We start from the raw sequence: 19552 nt of genomic DNA, 5'->3' as shown, positions 1-19552 counted from the left end.
TAGATCGGGGTCGGTGTCAGTGTTGGGGACCGGCTCGGGGGTGGTGTCGGTTCGCTAGGATGCTTCTTCGATAGTCTTCGTGTTACTGGCATTCAATGCTTGTCTACCTCACCGCGATCCATCACCAGGCGGATAAGGTTCCCTTGCCTCCTGATCACGCTTGATGGGCATACTCCAAGGGCCCCAACCAGTCAGAGAAAACTAGGGGCGTATCACCCTCTACAATGACACCCATGGATGCACAGGAGCGGCAGGACTTGGAACGCTACGGCTCATGGGAGCGGATGACCGGTGGGGAGTGGTTCTTGCCGAGCATGCCGGAGGCGAAGGAAGAGCACCAGCGCACTTTTCGCTTGGTTAAGCAGCTCAATGAACTACAGAATACGGACCAAGAGCGTGCCGAAGGCATCCTGCGCGAGATACTGCCGGAAGAATCTGCGGTGCCGGGCCTGCACGTGCCGCTCAACCTGGAGTATGGCTGCAATCTCGTATGCGGCGAGCGCGTCTTCATTAACTTTGGCGCTACCATTTTGGCCCAAGCCCAGGTGACGCTCGGCAATGGTGTCATGGTGGGTCCCAATTGCTCCCTGATTACGGTGGGGCATCCGGTAAACGATCATGAGATGCGCGCCGGCGGCTGGGAGATAGCCAAGCCCATCACCATCGGTGATAATACGTGGCTCGGTGCTAATGTCACCGTGCTGCCGGGCATCACGATTGGAAAGAACTGCGTTATAGGCGCAGGCACGCTTATTACCACCGATATCCCGGATAATTCGCTGGTCCTGGGATCACCCGGCCGCGTGGTGCGCAAGCTGGAAGACAATGAGGAGGCCTGGGAGCGCCAGGATCTCAACGGCCCCGTCGAGAGTTTTGGAGCCGCCAACTAAATGTTTGATCTCGCTCGCATCGGCGCGGGACTTCCCGTAGCCGAGACCATCGATTCGCTACCTAGCACCGGAAACGTCGTCATCCAGGCCCCGCCCGGCACGGGTAAGACCACACTTGTGCCACCGGCGCTGGCCAATCACGCGGCAGGGCGCGGCAAGGTCATCGTCACCGCCCCGCGACGTGTGGCCGTGCGCGCGGCCGCGCAGCGTTTAAGCACCCTCAGCGGTAGCCCGGACAAGGTCGGTTTCGCCATCCGGGGCGAGTCCCGCAGGGGCAGCGACGTCGAGTTCGTCACGCCGGGCGTGCTGCTGCGCCGTCTGCTTAAGGATCCGGAACTCGAGGGCGTAGCCGCCGTCGCCATCGATGAGGTTCACGAGCGTCAGCTCGATACAGACCTCGTGCTAGGCATGTGCCTGGAGCTGGCCGAATTGCGTGCGGACTTTCGCGTCATCGCCATGTCTGCCACCGTGGATGCGCAACGTTTTTCCCAGCTTATGGATGCGCCCGTCCACGTGACCGAGGCGGTCACCCATCCGCTCGACATCCAATACGCCCCCATGCCGGGCAGGGCGGCGGGAACGAGGGAGTTTTACGGGGACGTCGCCAAGCAAGCAGCCCGCCAGCAAGAATCAACGCTGGTCTTTGTGCCCGGCGTGCGCGAAGTCAACCTCGTGTGCGATGCGCTGGAAGACCACAATGTTTTCCCGCTGCATGGCAAGCAAACCACCGCGGAGCAAGACGCCGGGCTGTATACCGATGAACAGCGCATCGTCGTGGCTACCTCTATCGCGGAGTCCTCGCTTACCGTGCCGGGTGTGCGCGTAGTGGTCGATGCCGGGCTCTCCCGCGTTCCCCGGCGCGACGCCCAACGTGGCATGTCCGGACTGGTGACGGTTTCTACCTCAAAGTCGAGTGCTGATCAGCGCGCTGGTCGTGCCGGCCGTGAGGCGCCCGGCACCGTAATTCGCTGCTATTCGCAGAACGATTACCAGCACTTTTCCCCACACACCACCCCGGAGATACTTTCCGCGGACCTCACCCAGGCGGCGCTGTTTTTGGACTGCTGGGGCGCGGGCCCAGACTTCCCGCTGCTCGATCCGCCCCCGGCCCAAGCTCTGGCATCCGCGCAGGCAACCCTCAAGCGCATTGGCGCCACACAGGAACTCGCCCTCCTACCCACCGATCCGCGCCTCGGCGCCTCCTTGCTCCGCCACGGTAGCCAAGCCGCGCCCATTATCGCCTCGCTTGCCGACGCCCCCTTAACCCCCAATCTCACCCGTCACCGCCCACCCCAAAAAGAAGTCAAGCGGCTCGCCCGACTGGTAGACGATCTCGGCCCTGCTGATCCCGGCGAGGTTGTCGCCACCGCCTTTCCCGAGCAGGTGGCCAAGCGCATGGGCGAGGATTACTTGCTAGCCAGCGGCACTCGCGCCCGCCTGCTCGATAACTCAGGTTTGGCCGGAGCGCCGTGGCTTGCCATCGCGGAGGTGTCCTTGTCCAACGCGGGCAATGCCATCATCCGCTCGGCCGCCCGCATCGAGGAAACCGCAGCCTTGGCTGCCATCGGCGTCACCGAAGAAACCCGCGCCTTCCTGCGCGATGGCCGTGTGCGCGGCGTCAAAGTCAAGGCCGCGGGCGCCATCACGCTTTCTGAAACCCCTGTCAAGGTCACCGGCCCCGCGGCCGAGGAGGCCCTTGCCGCCGGCATCCGTGAAGAAGGCCTAGGTCTCTTTACCTTTAGCGAGAAGGCCCAAAGTTTAAAAGACCGCCTGCGCCACCTGCACGCCCATTTTGGCGAGCCGTGGCCCGATGTCGATTCCGCGGATCCCGCCGAGTGGCTCGGACCCGAGCTCCACCGTATCGCGGAAGGAACTCCCGCCGCCAAGCTCGACATGTACCCCGCGCTGCAACGCCTTCTGCCTTGGCCGGAAGCCACCCACCTCGACGAGCTCGCCCCCGAGCGCCTCCCGGTTCCCTCCGGCCGCGATGCCATAATCGATTGGTCCGGCGATCGCCCCGTAGTCCACATCAAGCTGCAGGAATGCTTTGGACTGGCCGAATCCCCCGAATATTGCGGCCACCGCGTGCAATTCCACCTGCTCTCCCCCGCCGGCCGCCCGCTCGCGGTCACCGATGACCTCGCCAGCTTCTGGTCCGGACCTTATGCTGGCGTGCGCGCCGATATGCGCGGGCGCTACCCCAAGCACCCGTGGCCGGAGGACCCGTGGAATGCGATTGCTACCGCGCGCACCAAAAATCGAATGTAGTTAGCCCCATTGCTGCCAGCCCAGGTAGCAGCTCATGACCACCACCAGAGTAAGTAACGCGTAGCGGATGAATTTGGCACCGCCGCCGAGCACGGTACGAGCGCCGAGAAGTGCGCCGGCGATATTGGCTACGCCGAGCACGATGCCGAGCGTCCACCACACGTGCCCGCCAATAATAAATACGATGAGCGCACCGAAGTTGGTAGCGGTATTGACTACCTTGGCCATGGCCGCAGAGGTCAGAAAGTTCTGCGCAAAAATAGAGGTGAAGGCCATGATCAAAAACATTCCGGTACCCGGGCCGAAGATGCCATCATAAAAGGAAATGATGCCGGAGAGTAACAGGACCACGACGGTCCGCCAACCGCCACGGGTCCCGGCCGAATCGCTACTGCCAAAATCTGGTTTGAAGGCAACAAAGATGCCCACGGCCACCATGAGCACGATAATGATGGGGCGCATGACGTCTTTATCGAGGCTCGAGGCCACGCTGGCCCCCAACCCAGAACAGACCAGCGCGATGAGGATGAACCGCGCCATCTCCGCCTTGTCCAGCTTCACCTTGCGCGCAAGGGTCACAGCAGCGGATCCGGTGCCAGTCACCGCAGCAAGCTTGCTAGTGCCCAAAGCGGCGGCCGGAGCAAGGCCCGGCAGGACCGCCAGCAGCATCGGGATCAGGATCAATCCGCCACCGCCGATGACCGCATCGACCCACCCCGCGGCCGCGGTACCAAAGAAGAGAATTACCCACTGCACCACATCAATTTCCATGCCCCCGATCATAAATCTTGAATGATGTAAGGTGATAACCCGCCTACCGGCCTCCCCATAGTGGAGTAAAAGAAGGCATTATACTTTTGTCGCAGCAGAACGAGGAGGCTCGCATGGCCGCACAGCAGGAAGGCACCGGGCTTAGTGCCCATACCGTGGCACGGTGGGCCCTTGTCGTTCTTGCTTCCGTCGTGCTGGGCTGGCTGTTTAGCATGTGGCACGTACCTGCTGCTTGGATCTTGGCAGCGATCCTCTCCTCCGGCGCCATGGCGCTTTTTACCGGGAAAGATCTGCACGTAAACCGGAGTTTTTATAGCCTGTCGCGTGGTTTTATCGGCATGATGGCTGCCATCCCGCTGACCGTTGTGCCGGTGAGCCAATTGCTTGGCTTCCTGCCTGCCGCCCTGACGATGTCCTTTGTCACTTTGATGGTAGGCGTTATCGGTGGCCACCTCTTACACCGCGCGCAGCCAGACGATGTCTCCTCCGAAACCGGCATTTTATCCATGCTGCCGGGCGGTGCTTCGCTGATGCCCGCGCTTGCCGACGAACTCGGTGCCGACTTCCGCTACGTCGCCCTCACCCAATACCTGCGCCTGTTAGTAGTCTCGGTATCGCTACCGGCCGTGGTCGCCTTATTGGACACGCCCTCCGGAGAGGGGGCAGATCTTTCAGTCGACGGCGAAACCACCTGGTGGATAGTTGCCCTAGTGATTGCCATTGCCTGCATAGGAGAAAAGGTAGGCAAGTTCCTCCATCTCCCCGCCGCCGCGGTACTCGGCCCATTGCTGCTGACGGTTCTAGCCTCTTTCGTGTTGCCGGAGGGCCACACGCTCGAACCGCTCTATGCCTTTAAGGTGATGGCCTTTTTGTCCATTGGTTGGGTCTGCGGCGGTGGGCTTTCGCTGCCGGCGCTCAAGGCCTTTGCCAAGCAATTGCCCGCCACGGTTCTTTTCATCGTGGTCATCATCGGTATCTGCGCGGCCACCGCCTGGCCGCTAACCAAGTGGCTGCACATCACTTACTTCGAGGCCTACCTGGCTACCAGCCCCGGCGCGCTAGAGACGGTGCTCGCACTCTCGGCGGAGGGCGGGGCCGGCCCAGCGGTCATCGCAGTCCAGCTCACCCGCCTCATCGCGGTACTGGTCGTAGCGGGCTACTTGCCACAGCTGCTACGCTTGGCCCAGCGACTGCTGCGCCGCTAGTTGTCCAGAACGGCCTCGCGCAGCACGGACATCGGCACGGAACCAAGGGCGAGGGCCTCGGAGTGGAACTCGCGCGCACTCATCCCCTGCTTCTCGGCCGCGGCGCGGGTCTCCTGCCACAAGCGCTGGCCCAAAGCATAGGACGGCGCCTGGCCCGGCCAGCCGAGGTAGCGATTGACCTCAAAATTGAGGTTCGCATCATCCATGGCGGTATTCTCACGCATGAAGGTCTTCACGTGCGCCTTGTCCCACACGCCGGACGTCGAGCAATCCGGCAACTGCTTGCCCAAGTGCAATCCGATGTCCACGACGACGCGGGCGGCGCGCAGGCGCTGCGCATCCAACATGCCCATACGGAAGCCCGGATCGTCCATGTAACCCAGCTCGGCCATAAGCTGTTCGGCGTAGAGAGCCCAGCCCTCGCCATGACCAGAATTCCACGTCACCGCGCGGCGCCACAAGTTGAGATCCTCCTGCACCAGTGCGGAGCCTAGCTGCAGGTGGTGGCCCGGCACGCCCTCGTGGTGAACGGTGGTCAGCTCTTGCCAGGTGTGGAAGGTGTCTTGGCCTTCTGGCACGGACCACCACATGCGGCCCGGGCGGGAGAAGTCATCGCTCGGCGGGGTATAGAAGATGCCGCCGGTACCGGCAGGATCGATGCAGCACTCGATCTCTTCTACTTCTTCCGGAATATCAAATTCTTTGCCGTTAAGCTCTGTAATGACGCCATCGGCAGTAGATTGCATCCACTCCACCAAGGCATCGGTGCCGCGCAGGGTATAGCGCTCCTCGTGGTTGAGCTTGCGCATCGCCGCGCGTACCGAGCAATCGGAACCATAGAGCTCGTGGGCTATCTTTTCCTGCTCCGCCCGCAGGGTGCGCACCTGATCAAGGCCCCATTCATAGGCCTCATCGAGGTTGACGGCATCGCCTACAAAGAGCTTGGAAAAGCGTTCGTAGCGCTCGCGGCCCACGGCATCCTTCGTGGGGGCTTGAGGCTGCAGGTCATTGGAGAGCCAATCGGAAAACTCGCCAAAGGCCTCCTTGGCCTGCTGTACCTCGGCGGAGTCGGCGTCGAGGCCGAGGGACTCGAGCATGGAGTCGGCGTCGGCAAGCCGCTCGCACTGCACAATGACCTCTGAAATCTGGCGGTGTGGTGCCACCATGCCGTGGGAGGCCGCCTCTTCCAGGGAGCTGCGGTAGCCGGCCAAAGAGTTCTTCACCTTGGATAGGCGGGAGCGAATGGCATCGCGGTCCTCCTCCGTATCCTGCGGCATGAGTAGCAGGGTATCGCGAATGGTCTGCACCGGTGAGGCGATATTATTTAGGCAGCGCACATCCTCGCTGTGGTGGTGCAGATCTAGATCGAGGCACAGGCGATCACGCAAAACGGCCGCGGTGACGTAGTCCACCTCATCAAAGTCATCCTCATCATCGGATTCATCGGTGGTGTCATCCAGGGCGTCCAAGTCCGCAACCATCTCACGGGTGCGATCCGCGATGGCGGTGAAGTATTCGGGAGAGAAATCCTGCAATTCGCCCTCGTAGCCGTCAATGCCCCACGCGGTGGCATCGGTGGGGGAAAGCTCGGCTAGGTCGTGAACGAAGTTATCGCACGAAGCGTCCAGTAGAGAGGGCTGGCGCTTGGCGGTCTGCTCAGAACTCATAACGAGGAAGTCTATCCCTAAGTATCGGCTATAGGCCACCCGGGGAGGATGAAGTTGCGAACTTGTTAGCTAATCGTTGTCCCACTTTGTGCCGGGATAGTTCCAGTGGCTGAATTCATCCAGGATGTCCTGCGGTTTCTCTTTCATTACCAGCGCGTCTACAAAGCGCGGCAAGATAAAGCCAGATTCGGCCATGGCGGCGTACATGGCGTAGAAGGGGCACCAAAAGTCCGCGGTATTAACTAGGCCTACTGGGCCGCGGATGTGGCCCAGCTGCTGCAAGGTGAGTACCTCAGTAAGTTCTTCAAGGGTGCCAACGCCGCCGGGGAGGCAAATATAGGCATCGGCAAGCTGCTCCATGCGGGTCTTGCGCTCGGCCATGGAGCCCACGACCTCTAGGGTGGTCAGGCCGGGGTGGGAAATCTCTAGATCCACCAGTGACTGCGGCATCACGCCGGTGACGGTGCCGCCGGCGGCTAAGCAGGCTTGCGCCACCTCGCGCATCAAGCCGATATTGCCGCCGCCATACACCAGGTTCAGGCCGCGTCGGGCCAGTTCGGTGCCCAATTCCTGTGCCGCCTGAGTATAGGCCGGGGAGTTTCCTGTTGCTGAACCACAATAAACCGCTACTGACTGCATGCTCTCCAGCATAGATATCTGCGCCCCCACCACCACCTTTAGACCATTCGGTACATGAAAAATTTATCAGGTTAGACAAAGCAGTCTGGGATGCTTATACTCCTTTTTATGATCAAATCTGGCCCAGTGTTCACGCGGCCCCGCACGCCGGCCGCAAAGTGCCTCCATTTGGTGCGCCTGAACCCGATCATCACCCGGAGCGAGTTGGTGGAAGCCACCGGGCTTTCCCAGCCCACCATCACGCGCGCCACTACTTCCCTACTCAACGCGGGCCTTATCCAGGAACGCACCGACCTCACCCAGTCCCGTGGGCGCGGCCGGCCAACTGTGCCGCTTGAGGCGGCCGATAATGACTGGGCGCTCGGCGGCATCTCCGTGGGCACTAAGCAGACCTACATCGGCCTCTATGACATCAAGGGCCGCACCTTAAGCGAAGAAGAGTTGGCCACGCCGGTAGCAAACCTCAGCGAGGATGACTTCCTCGAGCACATCATGGCCGGCATCAATCGCATGATGACCAACCTGAACCACCGCTTGGTCTCCCTCGGCGTGACCACCTCCGGCACCGTGGATGACAACGGCTTGGTCACCGCTGAAAACCTCAATTGGCACGGCGTGGACATCGCCGAACGCCTGCGCTTCCAGTTCGGCGTACCCGTAGTAGTCTCCTCCGCGATCCCAGCTATTTTGGGTTCCGAAACCCAAGCGGCCGAGATTGGCACCAGCGAGCGAGTTCTGGTGCTCTTTGCAGATGATTCCATCGGCTCGGCACTCTCCGTCGAAGACGAGGTCAGTCCCATTATTCCCGTACCGCAAACGCACTCTGAACTCCTTGGCCACGGCGCCTCCGATCGCCTGCTGGCCACCCGGCACATCCTCGAGGCAATACGGCAGGAGGGAGTGAAGGCTGCCTCGCTTACCGAGGCCGCCCAAATCGCCGAATCCAATCCCACCGTCCGCACCATTCTGGACGAGCGCGCCCGCCAATTGGGCACCATCACCGCGGAACTGGTCAAAGCCCACTCCCCGGCCACCGTGGTCATCGCCGGCGGCGCGTTTACCGACGACCCGAAGGCCCCCAAGCAATTCGCCGCCACCGTCCGCGCCTCCGCAGGCGATGAGTTGCAGCTGCGCATGATCCCCAGCCATAAGGAGATTGTCCGCGCGGTAGCCCGCACCGTGGCCACCGACCAGCTCCTGCGCCAACCGCTGGAGCTAGGCCGCTCACTCCAGTGTGCTTAGCACCTCACGTACCGAGTCGATACCGCGAAAGAGGTGGGCATTGAGACCACAGTAGCTAGCGCCCTCAACGTAGTCGATGCGGTCATCAAAAAAATAGGTATCTTTCGGCTGCGCGGACAACGCATCCACGGCTACGCGATAAGCCTCCGGGTGCGGCTTTGCCAGCCCAATATCGCAGCTGAAGGTCACCGCCGCGCAGTCCTCTAGCCAGGTATGCTTCTCGCGCACCTGCCCCGCCAGCGTGGTGGGAATATTGGACAAAATGCCTACACTATAGCCTTCTCCGATAAGTCCCTTGACCAAAGCGACCATCTCCTGGTCGGCCTCCAGCAAACCGCGGTTTTCACACGCTACCGCCTCCGCTACGGGTACCTCCCCCAACCCTGCGCGGGCCGCTACCTCATTCCAAAAGTGGCTATCGCTAAAGATGCCGGCATCATAGTCTGGGCGATAAAACCCGTAAGCCTCCCACATCGCCTCCGCATCGGATGGTGCGAGGAGGCGCTCCAAGGCTGCATGACTTTCTGGGGTAGCCGGGCGCATGAGCACGCCATACATATCAAAAAGGAGTTTGGGCATAACGAGAGCCAGTTTATGCGCGTTTCGGCGCCTGGGTCAGCACGGCTGCGATTCCCACACCGGCGCCGGCCACAAAAACGGGCAGCATCGCGGAGACCTGTTCCATAGACAAGGCGAAAATGCCGCCGATCGCACCAATGAGCAACATGCCACCAAGGCTATACAGCGAGCGCGTGACCAAGCCGCGCTTGCCCGCGGCACCGTACACCAGCAACGCGAGCCCGGCGAATGGACCGAGCATGAGCGCCGCAGTGGTCAGGAATACCCCCAAGGCCACGTGGGTGGACATAATCGCCGCTCCCACGATGAGAAAAAGCGCCAGAATCAAAAGCGTCATGGCACAGAAAGCCTTGCGTTGTGTTGACATAGAAACAATCCTCCCACGGCACTGCAGTGCCGTGGGAGGATTGCTCTAAATCTTGATGGGTTTGTTATTCACCCAGGCGCGCTTAGGCAGCGCCGCCTTCGGTGCGACCAGCCAAGCGCTCATCGATGCGTAGCAGGCCAGAGCCGTCATTTCCTACCAGCTTGATCTGATCCAGAATCTCAGAAACGGTAGCTTCTTCTTCCACCTGCTCGCTCAGGAACCAGTCAACGAGCTGGCGAGATTCCAGATCCTGTGCGTCCAGCGCCGCGCGAGCGATGGTGCGGATTTCCTCGGAGACCTTCTGCTCGTGCTCCAGGGAAGCCTGGAAAGCATCCTGCGGGTTAGCGGCCTTCACCGAACCAACCGGAATGTCATTGAGCTCTACGCGATAACCGCGGGAAAGCAAATGATCCGCAATCTTCTCGGCATGCACGCGCTCTTCAGCGGCTTGGCCCATAAACCAATCGCGCATACCCGGGAAGGAGAGGTTGTCCATCTCGAAGGCCAGCTGGGTATAGACCATGGAAGCGCCGTACTCGCTAATGACCTGGTTATTCAGGAGGGTTTGCAGTTTCTCGTCCATTGTAAAAACCTTTCTGTGCAGGGAAATCAATAAGTGCTAAGCACCACACTACCGAAGATTCTCCCGCAATCCAGCAAGGCCTACTTAAGTAAACTTGCACGTCATTATGCTTTTTTAGATTGGATAACCTAAGTTAGCCAAGACAAAGCTTGCCGCCACACGCAGGCAAAGTTCCCCTAAGAACGCGAGGTCATCGCAGATCCTCTGCATTTACGCCAACGTGAACTCAAGGTCTGTTCGGCGCCTACTACTTAAGCCCCCGCACCCCAGTTCATAAATGTGATGTTAGTCACCTAGGCGGCCGCTAAGGCGATTAAGGCGCTGCGCACTAGCTCCCTCCAGGCCGCGAAACTCTACTTCGATGCCCCGATCGGCATATTTCTTCTGCACCGCATCCAGCGTCGCCACCGTAGAGGCATCCCATACCTCGGCCCCCGTCATATCTACCACCACGCGCTGGGTGTCCAGCGTGTAGTCGAAGGCGTAGACCAAGTCATTGGAGGAGGCGAAAAAGAGTTGGCCGCGCACCGCATACTCGGCATCGCTTACTTGTTTTACCTCCACCAGGTGCGCCACGCGGCGGGCAAAGCCAATGGATGCTGTCACCACACCGAGCACCACGCCGACCGCCAAGTTGTGTGTGGCCAGCGTGCCTACGACCGTCACCAGCATCACCAGCGTTTCTGATAGCGGCATGAGCTTAAGCGTGCGCGGGTGAACCGAATGCCAATCCACCGTAGTTGCGGCCACGATGATCATCACCGCCACCAGGGCGGCCATCGGAATGCGGCCGACGGTCTCGCCCAGAAGAAGGCAAAGGATGAGGAGGAAGGTGCCCGCGAGGAACGTCGACAAGCGCGTGCGCGCCTGGGATGCCTTCACACCGATCATGGTCTGGCCAATCATGGCACACACGCCCATACCGCCAATGGCTGCGGCGAGGATATTGCCCACGCCCTGACCAAAGGACTCGCGCGTTTTATCGGAGTGGGTATCCGTAATATCATCCACCAGCTTGGCCGTTAGCAGCGATTCCATCAGCCCCACCAGTGCCATACCGAAGGCATAGGGCGCTATCAGCTGCAAGGTATCCAGGTTCCACGGAATATCCGGCACGAAAAGCCCCGGCAGCGAGGTAGGCAACTCGCCTTGGTCCGCCACATCGGGGACCTTCCAGCCGGCCGCGACCGCAATGATGCTGACCACCACAATGGTAACGAGCGGGGCGGGAATCACCGTGGTCAGCCGCGGTAGGCCCAGCATGATGGCTAGGCCAATGGCCACCAGCACATAAACCATCCATGGCACATCGATAAGGTGCGGCAGCTGCGTAGTAAACATCATGATTCCCAACGCATTCACAAACCCCGTCATCACCGAGCGCGGGATAAAGCGCATGAGCTTGGCGACGCCCACCGCGGCCAGCACCACCTGCATGATTCCCGCCAAGAGTACCGCGGCGACCACGTAGTCATGCCCATGTTCATGCGCGAGCGGTGAGACAACGAGTGCCACCGCGCCGGCCGCCGCGGAAATCATCGCCGGCCGGCCACCGGTAAAGGCAATGGACATTGCCATCACGACGGAGGAAAACAATCCCACCCGCGGGTCCAAGCCCGCAAGGATGGAAAAGCTTAAGACCTCCGGGATCAAAGCAAGCGCCACCGCGAGTCCGCCGAATACCTCTTTGCGCAGGCGCGCGGGCGAGGAACATGCATAACGGAAACTGGCGATGACGCCGGTTGGGGCAGGCTGTTCTTTAATCACGCCTGCACATCCTAGTGGACTTTAGGAGCCTTCCTTAAAGGAGCCATCTGCAGTGATAACGGGCAGCACGGACCAGGCGAAGTTGATCCACTGATCGGTCTTCTTCCACGAAAAGTCCGGTTCAAAAATGGTCTTCGGCTTGGTGTAAATGACGGCCGAGCGCACCTCGTCTGCGGTTTCCTTAAGCAGATTTACCACCAGATCCAGGGTCTTGCCGGAGTCCGCGACGTCATCTACGACCAGTACCTTCTTGCCCTTGAGCGAATCCGTGTCCAGCTGCGGGGACAAGATGATCGGCTCTTCCAGGGTCTGTCCGATATCGGTGTAGAACTCCACGTTGATAGCACCCATGGCCTTGACACCGATGGCATAACCGATAGCACCGGCTGGGATGAGGCCGCCGCGGGCAACACCCACGATAAGGTCAGGGAACCAACCAGATTCCACAATCTGTTCCGACAGGTTACGGCTCGCCTCGCCGAAGACCTCCCAGGTGAGGTTTTCCCGGTCCGGGTGGATCCAATTTTCAGTCACGATTGTGTGGCTCCTTTTGCGTCATGGGATTTCTTTGTAGTTTAACGAGCATTGCCTGCCAAAGAAAAGGCACCTACCGGAATGGAACCTCGCCCAAAGTCCGGCGCAGCTTGCGAGTGCGCAGGCGCTCCGGATTTTCGGCTAGATGCTCCATCGCACGCACCGCGCACATCACGTGAGCTTCCTTCGAGTTGGAGTAGAAGGCCTGCGCCTGGGCCGGCAGCTTCGGCACCGCATGCAATGGCAGGTCAGAGACCGAAAGCAGAGTTCCATAAGGAACGCGGTAGCGGTAACCATTGGCCGCGAGCGTGCACGATTCCATATCGACAGCCACCGCGGTGGAGGTACGCAGCCACTCCCACAAATCCCGGTTAGTGCGCCACTCCCAATTGCGATCATCGGTGGAGAGCACCGTACCGGTTCGCATGAGCGAATTATCATCGCCGTACACCGCCTTCACCGCAGATTCGAGCATGCGCTGTACCTCCGGAATCGCCGGGATGGGGGAGGTCGCCGCGACCTTTTGGTCCAAGATGTGGTCATTGCGTTGATAGGCATTGCCCAAAATCAAATCCCCGATGCGCATGCGCCCATCCATGCCAGCGCAGTGGCCGATCATGATCCAGGCCTCCGGCCGCAGCACCGCCAAGCAATCCGTAATGGTTTTGGCATTCGAGGGGCCTACGCCGATATTGATCATCGTGATGCCATCACCACCGGCAGTAATCAGATCAAAGCGCGGCATTTGGTACCGAGAGGTCAAAGTTAGACCATCCACATCGAGGTCCACCGCATCGTTGGGGTGGATGGTCTCTCCATTGGGCAGCACCAAGGCGGTATAACGCGAGTCTTCCCTGGTCAACTCGCGCAAACCGAATTTCACAAACTCGGTGGTGTGCATCGCGTAGTTAGTAAACAAAATGTATTTTTGCACCGTATCGACCTCGATGCCGGTGTAGTGCTCAATGCGTGCACACGCGATATCAAAGCGCTGGGCGCCAAAATGAAAAAGCGGCTTTTCCGCACCGTGGAAGGCATCCCATTCGCCATCAATGATTGCATCATTGACCTCATCCAGCGTCGGACGCGGAATGGGTCCGCGTTCCTGCGGGGCCTTTCTTGTGTCCTTGATGTACTCCGGTGGAATGCGCTGGTCGGATTGGCCAACAAAGATATCGCACGGATAATTCCCCGCCAGGCGAGTCAGCTGCTCGTGCAGGTAGTCCCTAATAATGTGCGGCTTGGAGATTACCGCCGAGTACTTGCCGGCCTCGTTAACGTAGCCGAAGGGCTCGGAACGATCGATCGGCTGCCATTTGCGGATATCCACCGTGACCTTGGGATAAACCACATAGCGATAGTCATCAAGGTTTCCTGATTCCAAAGTCTTGCGCGCAAGCTCGCAGGAATTCTCGTAAATCTCGATCAGGCGGTTTACCGCCTCATCAACGGAGTGGACATGCTGCAGATCGGTCATAAGCGCGAGTGTAGCGGGGACTTCGCAGCGCGGCAGCGGTCCGCGCATTTCATTATTCTTTTCCGCGGTGGCTTCAGTGATACCACTACTGACATGATTTACTGCGAGAAAATCAAAGGCCTAGGATCAGTCCTTTTAGCTGCTAAGATTGTCCAAGCAAAGGTCTCAAAGGGAACACGACGAAGAGCTCGACTATGTCAATTCGGGTATCAGTCCCATCAATCCGAAGTATTCCTAATTCACATTGTCCCCAGTATGAGAGCGAGAAGAGGCACTGGCCCCAATACTGCAGACGATTCCTACTAGGACTGCACCTAATGCTCCTAACAGGATTCCCGTGGAGGAGGGCAACAGTAATCCACCCACTGCGGAGCCGACTGCCGAGCCAAGGTAGTTCGCAGATGCATTAGCAGCAACAGCAGTCGCCCCTTCGTCAGGGTTTGCACTGAGCATCGAATGCTGCTGCGGCGCCATAGACGACCACCCCAAAAGCCCCCAAGCAAAAAGACACACCACTGCCACCACGTGGCTCGAAGGGAAGAGCAGCAGTAGAGCGAAATCAGTCACGAGTAATGCAATGATAATGACCGTTAGTTTGCGTGAACTATTAACCTTGTCAAGCACCCTCCCAATCCCAAAAGCACCCACTGCCCCGCCGATACCCCAGACCCACATGCCAGCAATGGTGTCTACCTGCACACGATCAAGCACTACAGGAATATAGGTGTACAACCCCAGCGAACCCACTCCCACAAAGAAAGTAACTAAGGTCGTCAGGAAATTATCCACTCGGCCGATGACTCGGAGTCGCTGCCCCAACGAGGAGGAGGGCACAGCTGGTACCACACTCGCTTTGCGCAACGCTAGACCCGCTAACGCCACTATTCCAATGGCCGAGACCAAACCGATGGTAGCCCTCCAGCCTAGCTGTTTAGCTACCCCCAATCCCACCGGTACGCCCACGACAGTTCCCACCGCTAAGCCAGCCAGCACCATTGACAGTGCGCGCCCGCGATACTTTGCTGGGACAGACATCCCCGCTACGGCTGAGGACAACGGCGAGTAAATTCCCGCTGCCGCACCTGCGATTAAGCGCGACACGAGAAAAACGCTCACTGTAGGCGAGACTGCAGTCACGACATTCGCCAAAGAAAACACAGCAACAGCTCCAAGCAGACCACTCCGCGGATCTTTGCCTGCCCTACCCGAGAACAGCGGACCAGATATTGCGTACGCGCCGGTGAAGGCGGTAACGCCCAAGCCGATCACACTGCCACTTGTACCCAAGTCGTTTGCAATCTGTGATAGCAGCCCAGCGATAACATATGCGTCCAATCCGAGCGCTACACTGCCCAAAACTAACGGCCACAGCTGTTTAAGCATTCGAAATCACCATATCGAGCAAACCAGGGAACCGTTCGTCTAGATCGCCTCTGCGCAAAGAGATAACACAAGTTCGTCCCTGGCTTCTTGTCCACGTCACACCGGCTTCACGCAGCTGCCGAGTGTGGTAGGTCAGGGTAGATCGAGGCAGGTCATCAGCGAGCGTCAAACTATCGTGCTCCTGACCGTCTGCCAGGCGCCTAACCATCTCTAACCGGATGGGATCACTTACCGCAGCCAGAACACGGACGAATTCAAGGTCCTCGGTGGCCGGATGCTCATACTTTCGTGGGCTCATCACAACTCCAATCGTGCAAGAATTCCTGAACGATTGACCACAGTAAGCTACCCGAGAGATTCGTGCAAGATTTCTTGCACGAATGTAGGTGCGCAGATAAAGCCCCACCCAGACAGCGATAAATGAACACCGGAGTCTTGAGGAGTTCTATTTTTAGATACCAAGCTTTCAACCCCAGACGTCTCTAATTCATAACTTTCAACGTTGGAACAATGAATCGAGCCAAGCTTATGAAAGTAGAGAGCCTTTTTCCTTTTTCTAACGGTGCGTACAACGTAGCTTGATTTAATAGACCCTTCTACCCAAAAATATGCTCGAAGGTTCTTTGGTCAGGAAAGCATGACAGACACCGTCACCCCTTCAGGGAAAAGCAACTAATCTGCAGCACCAGAAATGATTTAGAGAACGAACAATCGCTGGTGACCAGTTGAAATGTTTAGTTCTCACGCGCTTGCAGTTGGTTAAATGCGCAGGGCACACCGAAGCCCTCGACGCATAAGCGTTATGGATACCAACTCGCACCCCTCCACTGCACAGAATTGCCACTGCAGAAAATGGCGTCAGCTACTCCTAGACTCCTGGGGAGGTAATGAAGCGGTATCCCAACCCGGGTTCAGTAAGCAGATATTGGGGATCAGAGGGATCGGTTTCCAGTTTGCGGCGCAGCTGCGAGGTATAGATGCGCAGGTAGTGGCTTTGCCCTTCGAATCCCGGGCCCCAAATCTCTGCGAGGAGGTCTTCTTTGCGCACCAAACCGCCGTGGGCACGCAGCAGCGTTGTAAGCACGCCCCACTCAGTAGGGGTCAGGTGAAGGGGCTTTCCTGCCTTGGTGATGGAGTGTCGAGGGACGTCGATCAGCACATCGCCCGCCCGCACCATCGTGGCTTCCCGCTGAGCAGATGGATGCTGGGGACTGCCATGCCGCAAAGCCACGCGCACGCGGGCCAAGAGCTCTTCCATAGAAAAGGGTTTGGTCACATAATCATCAGCACCGCGATCTAGGGCCGAGGCACTAAATAGGGGATCGGACCGGGCCGTAAGAATCAGAACGGGAATTGCTGACCACCCTCGAATCCCATCGAGGACCTCCCGCCCATCCATATCCGGCAGACCCATATCCAAAATCACCACATCGGGCTGATGCTGGGAGACCACCTGCAGACCCTCCGCCCCGGTGCTGGCTGAATACACCTCATACCCACGCGCTTTAAAATTAATGCTCAGGGTGGTGAGCAAACGCGGATCATCATCCACAATGACAATCGTGGCCTTCTTATCAGTCATGGCTTTTCTCCTCCCGCAGCGGGAAACTCAGGATAAAGGTCGCTCCTGGAGTGGCCTCTACGGTGATAGTACCGTCCATGGCCTCCACAAATCCGCGTACAACGGAGAGGCCTAAACCTACCCCGTTGTCATTGCTGGTATCGCCCAAGCGCTGAAAAGCTTGGAAAAGCTCCTCCTGCTTTTCTGGTGAAATTCCCGGCCCTTCATCGCTCACACTCAGCTCCACGCGCTCATCTATAACCTGCGCATCAACGTTGACTGGTCCGCTCGGCGCATAGCGCAAAGCGTTATCGAATAGGTTCGCCAGCACGCGTTCCAGCAAAACGCTATCCGCGCAACAGGTGCGGCCACGGAGTCCAGAACCAATATGAATGCGACCAAGTTGGTCCTTGCTATGTCCAAAGGCACAGGAAGCAATAGCCCGATTGGCTACCTCGTATAACTCCACAGTATCCCGGCGTGCAGTTACCGCTCCTGCACTCAAGCGCGAGTGATCCAATAGGTTGGTCACGAGCAGCGTGAGTTGATCGATGCTAGCTGCGGTTTCCGCCAGCAGTATTTCTTGATCCTCTGGACTGAATTCGATTTCGGAATTCCGCAAAGAGGACACAGCCAGCTTGGCCGTTGCTAGGGGCGTGCGCAGATCGTGGCTCACGCTCGATAGCAGCGCACGACGCAATTCATCAGCGGCAGCAATGGCATCGGCACGTGCGGCTTCAGCCGAAAGCTTGTCGCGGCGCACGATGCCGGCTAAGTAACCTGCCACAACCGCCACCAAAGCACGGTCGCGGGCGGATAACGCTGGGCCCTCCATCACAATCTGGACCGTAGTGTCCTCGCTGGAGACCAACGTTTCTACCTCACGTTTATGAGTCTTTGCGGGGATATGCAGGTGTCTACTTTGCCGGGGCGAGGCCGCCGAAGCGTGCCAGGTAGAGAGTATGTCCCCGGAGGCGTCAAGAAGCACGGCCTTATGGCAGCCGAAGGTCTCTCCTACCTTGCGAAGCACTGCGTCGATGGGAGATACGTCCGCACGGCGGTTGAGGGCTGCGCGGGAAAAGACCGTCAAGAGCTCAGCATCGCGCGTGGCAATGGCCGCATTATGGTGCTCTATTTTGGTGCGCCGCACTTGTAGGCCCACGGCCAGGGCAATGGCTACCATGACCACGAGGATGACAGCGTTAGCCGGCTCAGCAATATCGAAGGTGTACAGGGGTTCGGTAAAGAACCAATTGACCGCCAAGCCCGAGGCAAACGCAATAATTACCGCCGGCCACAGGCCAGCGAGCATGCTCACGAGGAGGATCAGTGCAAAGTAAAAAGCAGAACACGTGCCTGTTCCCAATGCTGAGCCGTCGATGCCTTGCAACAGTGCGGTCAAGGCGATGAAAGCGACAGCTGCGCCTACCCAAGACACCGCCCGGCGCGGGAGGGAATGCAATGGTCGCAGCAGTGGTGAAAGAGGCGAGGGTTTATCGGACGGAAGATTAACAATGTGACAATCGATCTTGCCTGAATCCCGCAACACGGCCTCAGCAACGGTGCCGCGCCAGTGCAGGCCTAAGCGACGCCGTGGTGAAACCCCCAGGACCAACTGGGTGGCGTTGACGCTGCGGGCAAAATTAAGCAGCGCTTCTGGCACCGAGTCACCGGTGACCTGATGCAAACGGGCCCCCACGTCCTGAGCCAAGGATTGTAATTTGGCCAGTTGTTGAGCGGAACCTGCAACAGAAGATTCACCGGAAGAAAAGGAATCCCCAAAAATTACGTGGACCACATGTAGCTCGGCTGAGGATTTGGACGCGATGCGGCGCCCACGGCGAATGAGCAGTTCTGCGTGCGCGACGTTCTGAATGGCCACGACCACCCGCTCCCGCGCCTCCCAGGTATCGGTAATGTCTTGTTCAGAACGGTAGGATGCGAGAGCCTCATCAACCTGGTCCGCCAACCACAACAGGGCAAGCTCCCGCAGTGCAGTCAGATTGCCCACCCTAAAATAATTATTCAAGGCAGGGGCAATGCGCGCTTCTTTATAGACTTGACCATCCCTCAAGCGGGTGCGCAAGAGCTGCGGGGATACATCCACCAACTCGATCTCGTTCGCCGCACGCACCACCTCGTCCGGCACCGTCTCCTGCGGGGAAATACCGGTGATCTGCTTTATTACGTCATTGAGGCTTTCGAGGTGCTGGATGTTCAGGGTAGAAATCACATCGATTCCTGCGGCTAGGAGTTCCTCTACGTCTTCCCAGCGCTTAGCGTGTTCCTCACCGCGCGGATTGGAATGGGCAAATTCATCGACCAGAACGGTTTCCGGCTGGCGCGAGATGATGGCTGCAGTATCGAGTTCTCCGGTGGATAGCCCGGCGGCGTAGCGCCGCGGGATGGTCTCAAGGCCATCACACAGCGCCCGAGTGAATTCGCGCCCATGATCTTCCACGATGCCAATGACCACATCGCGGCCGGCCAGCACAAGGCCGTGCGCCTCGTTGAGCATTGCACAGGTCTTACCGGACCCAGGCGCCGCGCCGAGGTAGATCTTCAAAGCGCCACGCTTGGTGCGCGCCGGAACTTTCTTGTCGTTCATATAGCACTCAT

16 protein-coding genes are annotated in these 19552 nt (G+C 58.9%); 4 read left to right on the top strand and 12 right to left on the bottom strand.

Features of this window, described 5'->3' with window-relative positions; translation table 11 throughout:
* Positions 1–224 precede the first annotated feature (224 nt).
* Positions 225–890, top strand: a complete 666-nt coding sequence (locus ACLI1M_RS00620; protein ID WP_248099314.1) for a sugar O-acetyltransferase — start codon at positions 225–227, stop codon at positions 888–890.
* Positions 891–3158: an ATP-dependent RNA helicase gene (locus ACLI1M_RS00615; protein WP_248099315.1), complete on the top strand. Its 2268-nt coding sequence runs from the start codon at positions 891–893 to the stop codon at positions 3156–3158.
* Here ACLI1M_RS00615 and ACLI1M_RS00610 read toward each other — a convergent pair whose 3' ends face one another.
* Positions 3159–3929, bottom strand: coding sequence for a TSUP family transporter (locus ACLI1M_RS00610; protein WP_200288417.1), 771 nt, complete (start codon positions 3927–3929; stop codon positions 3159–3161).
* A gap of 113 nt (positions 3930–4042) precedes the next feature.
* On the opposite strand from ACLI1M_RS00610, the gene ACLI1M_RS00605 reads away from it, so the two are divergent.
* Entirely contained in the window at positions 4043–5134 is a 1092-nt protein-coding gene (locus tag ACLI1M_RS00605) for an AbrB family transcriptional regulator (RefSeq protein WP_248099316.1), read from the top strand.
* On the opposite strand, the gene ACLI1M_RS00600 is transcribed toward ACLI1M_RS00605, so the two are convergent.
* The gene (locus tag ACLI1M_RS00600) at positions 5131–6801 is read right to left on the bottom strand and encodes a DUF885 domain-containing protein (RefSeq protein WP_248099317.1); all 1671 of its coding nucleotides are present in this window, start codon (positions 6799–6801) and stop codon (positions 5131–5133) included. The two genes, ACLI1M_RS00605 and ACLI1M_RS00600, sit on opposite strands and share 4 nt — an antisense overlap.
* 69 nt (positions 6802–6870) lie before the next feature.
* Complete coding sequence (locus tag ACLI1M_RS00595) at positions 6871–7440, bottom strand: TIGR00730 family Rossman fold protein (protein ID WP_248099318.1); 570 nt, start codon at positions 7438–7440, stop codon at positions 6871–6873.
* Positions 7441–7548: 108 nt separating this feature from the next.
* Between ACLI1M_RS00595 and ACLI1M_RS00590 the strand changes: the two genes are divergently transcribed.
* Entirely contained in the window at positions 7549–8682 is a 1134-nt protein-coding gene (locus tag ACLI1M_RS00590) for an ROK family transcriptional regulator (protein ID WP_411706609.1), read from the top strand.
* Here ACLI1M_RS00590 and ACLI1M_RS00585 read toward each other — a convergent pair.
* The 9 genes from ACLI1M_RS00585 to ACLI1M_RS00545 form a co-directional block, all read right to left on the bottom strand.
* The gene (locus ACLI1M_RS00585; protein ID WP_248099320.1) at positions 8665–9261 is read right to left on the bottom strand and encodes an HAD-IA family hydrolase; all 597 of its coding nucleotides are present in this window, start codon (positions 9259–9261) and stop codon (positions 8665–8667) included. The genes ACLI1M_RS00590 and ACLI1M_RS00585 overlap by 18 nt on opposite strands.
* 13 nt (positions 9262–9274) lie before the next feature.
* A complete protein-coding gene (locus ACLI1M_RS00580; RefSeq protein WP_248099322.1) occupies positions 9275–9628 on the bottom strand; it encodes a hypothetical protein in 354 nt (117 codons plus the stop codon).
* A gap of 82 nt (positions 9629–9710) precedes the next feature.
* On the bottom strand, positions 9711–10211 hold the full coding sequence (locus ACLI1M_RS00575; protein ID WP_023020290.1) for a ferritin: 501 nt from the start codon (positions 10209–10211) through the stop codon (positions 9711–9713).
* A gap of 285 nt (positions 10212–10496) precedes the next feature.
* Complete coding sequence (locus tag ACLI1M_RS00570; protein ID WP_248099324.1) at positions 10497–11978, bottom strand: SulP family inorganic anion transporter; 1482 nt, start codon at positions 11976–11978, stop codon at positions 10497–10499.
* A 21-nt stretch (positions 11979–11999) separates the two neighbouring features.
* A complete protein-coding gene (locus tag ACLI1M_RS00565; protein WP_005326355.1) occupies positions 12000–12512 on the bottom strand; it encodes a phosphoribosyltransferase in 513 nt (170 codons plus the stop codon).
* Between the two features lie 73 nt (positions 12513–12585).
* Positions 12586–13989, bottom strand: a complete 1404-nt coding sequence (gene amn / locus ACLI1M_RS00560; RefSeq protein ID WP_040425539.1) for an AMP nucleosidase — start codon at positions 13987–13989, stop codon at positions 12586–12588.
* A gap of 234 nt (positions 13990–14223) precedes the next feature.
* Entirely contained in the window at positions 14224–15372 is a 1149-nt protein-coding gene (locus tag ACLI1M_RS00555) for an MFS transporter (RefSeq protein ID WP_248099326.1), read from the bottom strand.
* 868 nt (positions 15373–16240) lie between these two features.
* Positions 16241–16954 carry a response regulator gene (locus tag ACLI1M_RS00550; RefSeq protein ID WP_005328258.1) on the bottom strand — a complete coding sequence of 238 codons (714 nt, stop codon included), beginning with the start codon at positions 16952–16954 and terminating at the stop codon, positions 16241–16243.
* Positions 16947–19541 (bottom strand): ATP-binding protein, encoded by a 2595-nt coding sequence (locus ACLI1M_RS00545; protein WP_248099328.1) that lies wholly within the window; start codon positions 19539–19541, stop codon positions 16947–16949. The genes ACLI1M_RS00550 and ACLI1M_RS00545 overlap by 8 nt, the downstream gene beginning before the upstream one ends.
* Between the last annotated feature and the right edge of the window lie 11 nt (positions 19542–19552).

The sequence above is a fragment of the Corynebacterium sp. LaCa54 genome (genome assembly GCF_046717495.1).
Lineage (GTDB): Bacteria > Actinomycetota > Actinomycetes > Mycobacteriales > Mycobacteriaceae > Corynebacterium > Corynebacterium kefirresidentii.
Note: the sequence above shows the minus strand (reverse complement) of the source record. Positions and strands in the feature narration are given on the sequence as shown.

Bases quoted from the DNA above. Each gene is read 5' to 3' on its own strand.
- ACLI1M_RS00620 (WP_248099314.1), top strand. From the start codon at position 225: ATGACACCCATGGATGCACAGGAGCGGCAGGACTTGGAACGCTACGGC.
- ACLI1M_RS00615 (WP_248099315.1), top strand. From the start codon at position 891: ATGTTTGATCTCGCTCGCATCGGCGCGGGACTTCCCGTAGCCGAGACC.
- ACLI1M_RS00610 (WP_200288417.1), bottom strand. From the start codon at position 3,929: ATGGAAATTGATGTGGTGCAGTGGGTAATTCTCTTCTTTGGTACCGCG.
- ACLI1M_RS00605 (WP_248099316.1), top strand. From the start codon at position 4,043: ATGGCCGCACAGCAGGAAGGCACCGGGCTTAGTGCCCATACCGTGGCA.
- ACLI1M_RS00600 (WP_248099317.1), bottom strand. From the start codon at position 6,801: ATGAGTTCTGAGCAGACCGCCAAGCGCCAGCCCTCTCTACTGGACGCT.
- ACLI1M_RS00595 (WP_248099318.1), bottom strand. From the start codon at position 7,440: ATGCAGTCAGTAGCGGTTTATTGTGGTTCAGCAACAGGAAACTCCCCG.
- ACLI1M_RS00590 (WP_411706609.1), top strand. From the start codon at position 7,549: ATGATCAAATCTGGCCCAGTGTTCACGCGGCCCCGCACGCCGGCCGCA.
- ACLI1M_RS00585 (WP_248099320.1), bottom strand. From the start codon at position 9,261: ATGCCCAAACTCCTTTTTGATATGTATGGCGTGCTCATGCGCCCGGCT.
- ACLI1M_RS00580 (WP_248099322.1), bottom strand. From the start codon at position 9,628: ATGTCAACACAACGCAAGGCTTTCTGTGCCATGACGCTTTTGATTCTG.
- ACLI1M_RS00575 (WP_023020290.1), bottom strand. From the start codon at position 10,211: ATGGACGAGAAACTGCAAACCCTCCTGAATAACCAGGTCATTAGCGAG.
- amn (WP_040425539.1), bottom strand. From the start codon at position 13,989: ATGACCGATCTGCAGCATGTCCACTCCGTTGATGAGGCGGTAAACCGC.
- ACLI1M_RS00555 (WP_248099326.1), bottom strand. From the start codon at position 15,372: ATGCTTAAACAGCTGTGGCCGTTAGTTTTGGGCAGTGTAGCGCTCGGA.
- ACLI1M_RS00550 (WP_005328258.1), bottom strand. From the start codon at position 16,954: ATGACTGATAAGAAGGCCACGATTGTCATTGTGGATGATGATCCGCGT.
- ACLI1M_RS00545 (WP_248099328.1), bottom strand. From the start codon at position 19,541: ATGAACGACAAGAAAGTTCCGGCGCGCACCAAGCGTGGCGCTTTGAAG.